The sequence below is a fragment of the Bradyrhizobium sp. Kon58 genome (assembly GCF_055807455.1).
On sequence record NZ_JBVVOT010000232.1, the window covers coordinates 1 to 355 of the forward strand.

The 355-nt window shown below is 42.3% G+C and carries 1 protein-coding gene; it reads left to right on the plus strand.

From position 1 onward, the window contains the following. On the plus strand, nucleotides 1-355 hold a 355-nt coding region (locus AC0L20_RS40255), incomplete at both ends, for a hypothetical protein (RefSeq protein WP_473295709.1).

Genomic DNA, 355 nt, shown 5'->3' on the forward strand with positions numbered 1-355 from the left:
GGGGCAGGCCGTCACACTGGATAATTATACTAAAATTCATCAGCGACTCGAAAACGAGAAGGCGATAACACAAAAGAGTCTAGAGGATTTAGCCCGTGCAGAGGCTTCTGTAAATATCAATGACGATATTAAAGCGCTTGAGATTCTGCAAGGTGAAGAAAAGTTGGTCAGTAATAAGCTTAACAAAGGGGCTCATTATTTTAGCGAGGCTGAGAGGATAATATCTATATATCGAGCGCATATTAGGTCGCTTTCCATCTCGTGCTTAGGTCCCGTATTGAAACCAGCCGCTGAACTTTTTTCACGTATGCATGCTAATGAAGTTTATAAGGGGCTTAGTATCTCTGAGGGTAGT